This is a genomic window from Aetokthonos hydrillicola CCALA 1050, assembly GCF_017591665.1.
Taxonomy (GTDB): domain Bacteria; phylum Cyanobacteriota; class Cyanobacteriia; order Cyanobacteriales; family Nostocaceae; genus Aetokthonos; species Aetokthonos hydrillicola.
The window spans coordinates 1-6,829 of the sequence record NZ_JAAKGC010000179.1; the positions used below are offsets into that span (position 1 = coordinate 1).

At 41.9% G+C, this 6,829-nt stretch carries 5 protein-coding genes; 3 read left to right on the forward strand and 2 right to left on the reverse strand.

Annotation, left to right across the window (positions count from 1 at the left end; genetic code table 11):
- On the reverse strand, window positions 1-2,000 hold a 2,000-nt coding region (locus G4P69_RS34725; protein WP_208354473.1), incomplete at its 3' end, for an FAD-dependent oxidoreductase.
- Between the two features lie 379 nt (window positions 2,001-2,379).
- On the opposite strand from G4P69_RS34725, the gene G4P69_RS34730 reads away from it, so the two are divergent.
- The 3 genes from G4P69_RS34730 to G4P69_RS34740 all read left to right on the forward strand — a co-directional run bounded on the left by G4P69_RS34730 (window position 2,380) and on the right by G4P69_RS34740 (window position 5,123).
- Complete coding sequence (locus G4P69_RS34730) at window positions 2,380-3,543, forward strand: FIST signal transduction protein (protein ID WP_208343747.1); 1,164 nt, start codon at window positions 2,380-2,382, stop codon at window positions 3,541-3,543.
- A 6-nt stretch (window positions 3,544-3,549) separates the two neighbouring features.
- Window positions 3,550-4,617, forward strand: coding sequence for a sensor histidine kinase (locus tag G4P69_RS34735; RefSeq protein WP_208343746.1), 1,068 nt, complete (start codon window positions 3,550-3,552; stop codon window positions 4,615-4,617).
- A gap of 269 nt (window positions 4,618-4,886) precedes the next feature.
- Window positions 4,887-5,123 carry a type II toxin-antitoxin system Phd/YefM family antitoxin gene (locus tag G4P69_RS34740; protein WP_208343745.1) on the forward strand — a complete coding sequence of 79 codons (237 nt, stop codon included), beginning with the start codon at window positions 4,887-4,889 and terminating at the stop codon, window positions 5,121-5,123.
- A 560-nt stretch (window positions 5,124-5,683) separates the two neighbouring features.
- Here the strand turns inward: G4P69_RS34740 and G4P69_RS34745 are convergent.
- Window positions 5,684-6,829 (reverse strand): UDP-N-acetylmuramoyl-tripeptide--D-alanyl-D-alanine ligase (locus tag G4P69_RS34745; protein WP_208354475.1); only part of this gene is annotated, 1,146 nt, incomplete at its 5' end.

A 6,829-nucleotide genomic window follows, 5' to 3' on the forward strand; every position in this document is an offset into this window, starting at 1 on the left:
CACCCTTCCCAGTTTTCGTTAAAAATCGATGTATCAGGGAAGGCGGTGGGGTTGGCGTTGTTTTCTAAGATTCGTTTGAGATTTTCTAATTGTGGTTCTGGACTCGGTAAATTATCTATTAGTTGGTAAGGCGCTATTCCATTTTTGAGAGCAAAAGCGGCTGTTGTACCTGCTGCTGCACCGGCAGACCATTCAAAAGAGTGTACTCTATAAGCAGCAGCAGCAACGTGACTGGTGGCAATGCTTTTTCCACCTACTAGCAAATTGTCGATTTTCTGGGGAATCATAGCCCTCAAAGCAATTTGGAAAGGATATGCTTGTCCAGAGCCACGTTGTTCACCACTGCGTGCTGTGTTACCAGGTGCTTCTGGGGGGCTTTTGGTCATGCAGGGATGGAAGTCTATGGCGTAGTGACCAATACCGATAGAATCAGGGAAAATAGTAGAACGAGTCCTTCTTGCTGTATTTTCTGGACTTTTCTGCCCAGAAATCACTGAGGTTCCTTCTAAACCAGCTAATGCGGCTTTTAAGCGGCGATAGTCATCTGATGATAGTGCTTTACGGTAATATTCATCGTTGTAGTTGCGACGAGAAATATCTATTTCCCAGATAGTGAAACCATTAGGGGCTCCCCAACTAGGACGTCCAATCACACGTCTTCCTTCTCGCATGTAGGGATATTTCGATAATCCATGCACTGTCCCCATTGGGGAATTTAATCCTGATAAAAATTTGATATTGGGTTCTGGTTGTTTGACTCCATCTCCTAGTTGGGAATCTGTGGTTCCAGCAAAAAGCCAGTAAAAGTAGCCTAAAGCATTTTCTTCAGCTTTACGTAGACTTTCTGTTCGCAGTCCACCCATCCAAGCTCCTGGCTTTAACTGCCCAGTTGCTTCAAGTTGTTCCCGGGTGTAAATTAAGTTATCTTCAGCCGTTCCTGGACGGTAGTCGTTTCCCCAAGTCCAGTTTTGCATGGAGATTTCCCCTGGCTCAGGAGATGTAAATTGAAGACCACCAAATTTCATTGGTTTTCCCTGTTTAGGGCTCCATATCCGACGATAAGAAAACACTAGGGGATAGCTTGCTAATCTCTTTAATTCATAGCTATAATACGGGGCATACTGTGAATAAAATGGGGGTTCCGTGTTTTTTTGCGGTTCCTTGGTAGCCTCCATTGCAAAAGTGTAAGTAAAACCTTGAGTACAGTAAGGATCGTTGTTAGTACTAGAAGAAGAAGGCTCTAAGTAAGAAACACCATCAATGCCAAGGCGGTAAGGAACATCCGCAAGGCCGATGATTTCTCCAGTTTCACTCGCGTCTACCACATACCATTTGGGTGAACCCTGAGATTGCTTGGGAACGAAGCTAATAATGGTTTTGGTGAACTGAGAAGAGTTTTCGTAAGTATAACTGTCTTCTATGGTTTGAGATAATGGCAAAGTGTTGAGTGGTGGTGCGCCCTTAGCAGGTTGATGTTGGATTGCGATCGCACTTTCAATGAGTTTGCCGTCAGCGCTTTTTTCCAATTCCTTAATAACTGTATTTGGGAACCATTGCAATTTCCCTTTACCTCGCTTTTCAGCCTCCTTCAACATAGAAGTCAAGATTTCATGACCATCATGAGGTAAAAAACAAGACTCGCTTACCCAACAGTTACCAGGGTTGAGTTTACCGTACTTACGTTGAATGCGCTGGCGTAGTTCTAGGTAGCCGCGAGAGTAGAATAGTCGCGATCGCTGAGTTGGTCGTTCATCTAGGGCAGATGTTCCCTGAGAAGAAATTTGTCCTCCCAACCAGTCGGTAATTTCCGTAAGGCAAACCGTTCGCCCTGCAAGTAAAGCTTCGTAAGCAGTAGCAACACCAGAAAGTCCACCACCCACCACAAGGATTTCACAATTTACTGTTTTGTCGGCAGTTCTTGGGGGTGTAGCATTTACAGACAAAGGTCTCACAAAAGTTGAGATGAGAAAAAGACTAATTAGCAATCTGTGTCGCTTCATATTCAGCAAAGTTCCGTTCAACTCCAGTTTTTACTCCTCTTAATACCCACTACAACCAAACAATAGTTATTGTTTGGGGGATAAAATGACCCTACTACTTGACGACTTATAGTTACGTTTAGTTACCTTTTGCACAGTCAAATTAGCAAGACTACTTTACACTTCTTTGCGCAACTTTAATACTAAGATGGTTAACTTATGAGCTGTTGCGTATTTAATTTGTATAGAGGACGCGGGCAAGATGCCCGGACTACGATTCCAGACAAAATATTCAAATGAAGTATGGATACCGATCCTGCTAGTGTAAATTATTAATTGTGTTAAGAGCGTGGGTATCCTAAGTGCAGAGAAACAGGTATACAGGCAGCAGGGAGGGTAGATGGGAACGAAGCTAAAAGCAGTAGTTGGCCATAGTAATGATCCAGACACAAAGGTGGCGATCGCAGAAGTTATAGAACAATGCTTGACTGCCTTGGATAACACCATTCCCCAGGCTGGGATTTTACTAGCTGCCCTAGATTTTGACCATGCTGAAATCTTACGCTGTATTCATCAAACCTTCCCGAACCTTCAATTAATTGGTGGGACAACGAGTGGTGAAATGTCCTCGGTTTTAGAGTTTGAGCAAGACTCTGTCGTCTTACTTCTACTTTGTTCAGATGAAATAGAATTTTACACGGCAGTTGGGTATCACGTTTCCTCAGATCCTGTGGCGATCGCCCATGAAACGGTTCAAGCTATTCAAGCACAAACCCACCAACCAGTCGCCTTATGCATTACAACACCAGAAAGCCTAACCACAAGTGGAGTTTTAATTCTCCAAGGGTTGCAGCAGGCTTTAGGGACACAAGTCCCTATAATTGGTGGTACCACTTGCGACCAATGGCAGTTTAAGCAAACCTACCAATTTTTTGGTCAAGAAGTTTTAAGCGATGCTCTGCCGATTCTGTTAATATCAGGTCCAATACTTTTAGGTCATGGGCTATCGACTGGCTGGACACCAATCGGCAAAAAAGGAATAGCCACCAAAGTTTTAGGGAATGTCCTTTATGAAGTAGATGGACAACCTGCTTTAGAGTTCTATCGAGATTATTTAGGCGACATCCCCCCCACTCCAGCCTATCGGTTAGCTGTCTTTGAACCCAATCGAGACAGTTGGTACATGAGAACCTCGAACGGGGCTTATAACGAAGCCTTTGGCAGCATTAGCTTTTTTGGGGATATTCCGCCCCTGTCTGAAATTCAAGTTGTGGGAGCAGATCGAGATAGAATCGTGGACTCAGCTCGACTGTCAATGCGGCAAGCGCTTGAGCATTACCCTGGAACTCAGCCAACTGTAGCATTATTGTTATCCTGCACAGGAAGAATCCATGTGCTAGGAACTAGAACTAAACAAGAGTATCAAGTCTTGCAGGCTGAAATGCCTGCTGGCGTAACTTGTGCGGGTTTTTATACTTATGGGGAAATTGCACCCCTGCAACCCAATGGTGAAGCGCAATTTCATAATGAAACGTTTGTGACTCTACTCTTAGGAGTGGAGTAATCCATCATGGATAATCTGTCTGTTAAGGAACTGCAACAACGGATAAAGGACTTGGAAAAGCAGAATCGCTTGTTGCGTAAAAAACTCGAGCGATCGGAAGCCAATCGGGTGGCGTTAGAAAACACCTACGAAATTCAATCAAAGTTAGTTAACCAAGTTATTCAAGGGTTAGAAAAATCCCAAGCAGAGGCACAAACCCGTAGTCAGGAGCTAGAAGAAGCATTCAACAATCTGCAAATGATGCAAGCAAAACTGGTGGAATCTGAAAAGATGTCTGCCTTAGGAATGTTGGTAGCAGGTATTGCCCATGAAATTAATAACCCCATGAGCTTTATTGCTGCCAATATCAGTTATGCTTATACCTATGTACAGAAATTAATAGATTTACTGAACCTCTACCAGGAGGTTTACCCTCAGCCAGATAGCAAAGTTACAGATCTAGTTAAAGATATAGAACTGGAGTTCCTTGTTCAGGATTTGTTCAAACTTTTGAATTCAATGCAGATAGGCAGCGATCGCATCTGTAAAATTGTCTTAGGATTACGCACATTCTCCCGATTGGATGAAGCAGAATATAAAGCAGCCGATTTGCATGAAGGCTTAGATAGTACGTTGATGCTCCTGCAACATCGGTTAAAATCTGCCGGGGCGCATCCCAGCATCACCGTTGTCAAACACTATGGTCAGTTGCCTCAAATTCTTTGTTTCGCAGGGCAAATGAATCAGGTGTTTATGAATATTTTGGCTAATGCGATCGATGCCATTGAAGAACTTTACACCAAACGAACACGACATGAAACCCAGCGTAACAGCGGTTGTATCACAATTAGTACATCTATAGTTGATTCACACTGGGCGGAAATTGTCATTGCGGATAATGGGTTGGGTATGTCTGAAGAGGTTCGGCACAAGATATTCAATCCCTTCTTCACAACGAAACCTGTTGGTAAAGGAACAGGTATGGGTTTGTCGATCAGTTATCAGATTATCGTTGACAAACACGGGGGTAAATTGGATTGTTTCTCTAAAATGGGAGAAGGGACGAAGTTTATTATTCAAATCCCTCTTCAGTGACTTGCAGAAAATAATTTACAGCCGATATGATTTAGCAGTAGTTTCTCCCTCTAGCACTAGTTCGGCTTTGAGAAATGATGTATTCTTCAGAACAGTTCCCTCTAGTAAAGGTTATGTTTTTCAACTAGTTCCTTTTTAACCAAAGATTGGGTTTGCTGATAAGTATAACCACTATTGTTAGTACATTGCATAACAATATTCAGGGTAAGTGAAGAATTTTTGCTATAATATATACACTCATAAAACAACGTGAATCTTTAAGGAAACCAATGAAAAAGGTTACACCAACGGAATTGAGTAAAAATATTGATCTTCTACTGGATGAGGTACTACAAACAGGTATCCCACTAGAAATCAACAAAAATGGAAAATTATTAAAGATTGTTCCTATGGAAAAAAAAGATAAACTTAAAAATTTAACTTTTAAACCTGGTGTTATTCAAGGAGATCCAGATGATTTAGTTAACATCAGTTGGGAGCAGGAGGTTAACATTGATTTATCTTGATACTCATGTAGTAGCATGGCTATATTCCGGTTTGACAGATAAATTAACTAATATTGCTAAAACTTTAATTAATGAGAATGAAGTTTATATTTCGGCAATTGTCTGATTAGAGTTACAGTATTTATATGAGATTAAACGTATCAAAGACGAACCCGATGTGATTATTTCTAATCTATCGGATAAAATTGATTTACAAATATGTAATAAAAACTTTAATGATATTATAAGCATTAGTTTAACAATTAGTTGGACTCGTGATCCTTTTGATCGGATTATTACCGCAAATGCTCTATTAAATAACAACATCTTACTGAGTAAAGACCAAAATATTCTGAATAACTATCCGTACGCAAAATGGTACGACTAGAACTGATTGAAACTAGAAATGCAATTTGGTATTGATTGTGAGTACATCTCAAACCAGTGAATTTGACAAAATTGTCGAACAGCACTTTTGACTGCTTATGCTCGCCAGTCTAGCGACATTCCTTATACTAAGGAAATTGCAGAACTGACAAATGCACAAGAGACTCTAAGTCAATGTTTGTTAATTGTGATTACTAACTTGTAGCTTTTTCTCTTTGGGCTTGTTGCTCTAATTCCGCGCGAAACTGATTGACAACCCGATCCAATCCTACGGAATGGGCTGCTTTAAAAAGAATACGATCGCCTTCTTGAACAAATGTCTTTAACCTAGCAACCAAATCTCCATGGGTTGCGAAACACTCAGACGGGATACCTTCGGCACTATTAGCGATAACTTGTGCATCTTGTCCATCTACCAACACAAACATTGCATCCAGATTCAACTTCTTCACCGTTTCCCCGACTCGTTGATGAGACAAGTGCGATCGCTCTCCCAATTCCTTCATTGCACCCAGTACAGCAACGTGTCGTTTCCCTGGTGTTTCTGCTAACAAATTTAATGCTGCAACCACAGCTTCTGGTGCAGCATTATAAGTCTCATCTAAGATTACCACATCATTTGGTAAAACAAAACGTTGGGATCTTCCCCCTGGCATATCTACTTCTAAACCCGATTTTAGGTGTGACCAATCTATCCCCAAAACCTTTGCTACTGCTAAAGCTGCCATAAAGTTAGTCGCATTGTGACGACCAGGTAAAGGTAAAGGCAGTTGCATTCCTGCGACTTCGACGGTTTCGCTATCAAGCAATTTCCCGTGAATATCGCCACCAGATAACCCATAAGTCAAAACTTTACCTTGCCAAACTTTCGCCGCCGTGGAAATTAATCGCGAATTATCATGATTGAGAATTGCCACACCATCACTTGGCATTTCGGCTAGTAACTCACATTTTGCTTGGGCGATCGCGTCTTCTGAACCCAGTAACTCAATATGAGCCGTCCCCACATTGGTAATCACCCCTATCGTTGGACGAGCTATTTCCGTGAGTTCTGCAATTTGTCCTTTTCCTCGCATCGCCATTTCAATGACGGCGTAGTCATGTTCTGCACCAATTTCCAGCAAGGTTTTCGGTACACCAATTTCATTGTTAAAGTTGGCAAACGTTTTTTTAACTTCTCCCTGGGTGGCTAAAACAGCCGCGATCAGTTCCTTGGTAGTGGTTTTACCCACAGAACCAGTCACGCCAATCACTGGAATATCAAAGCGATCGCGCCACCATCTCCCAATTTGTTGATATGCCTTGAGGGTATCTTTCACCTGCAAAACAGGAAATTGAGG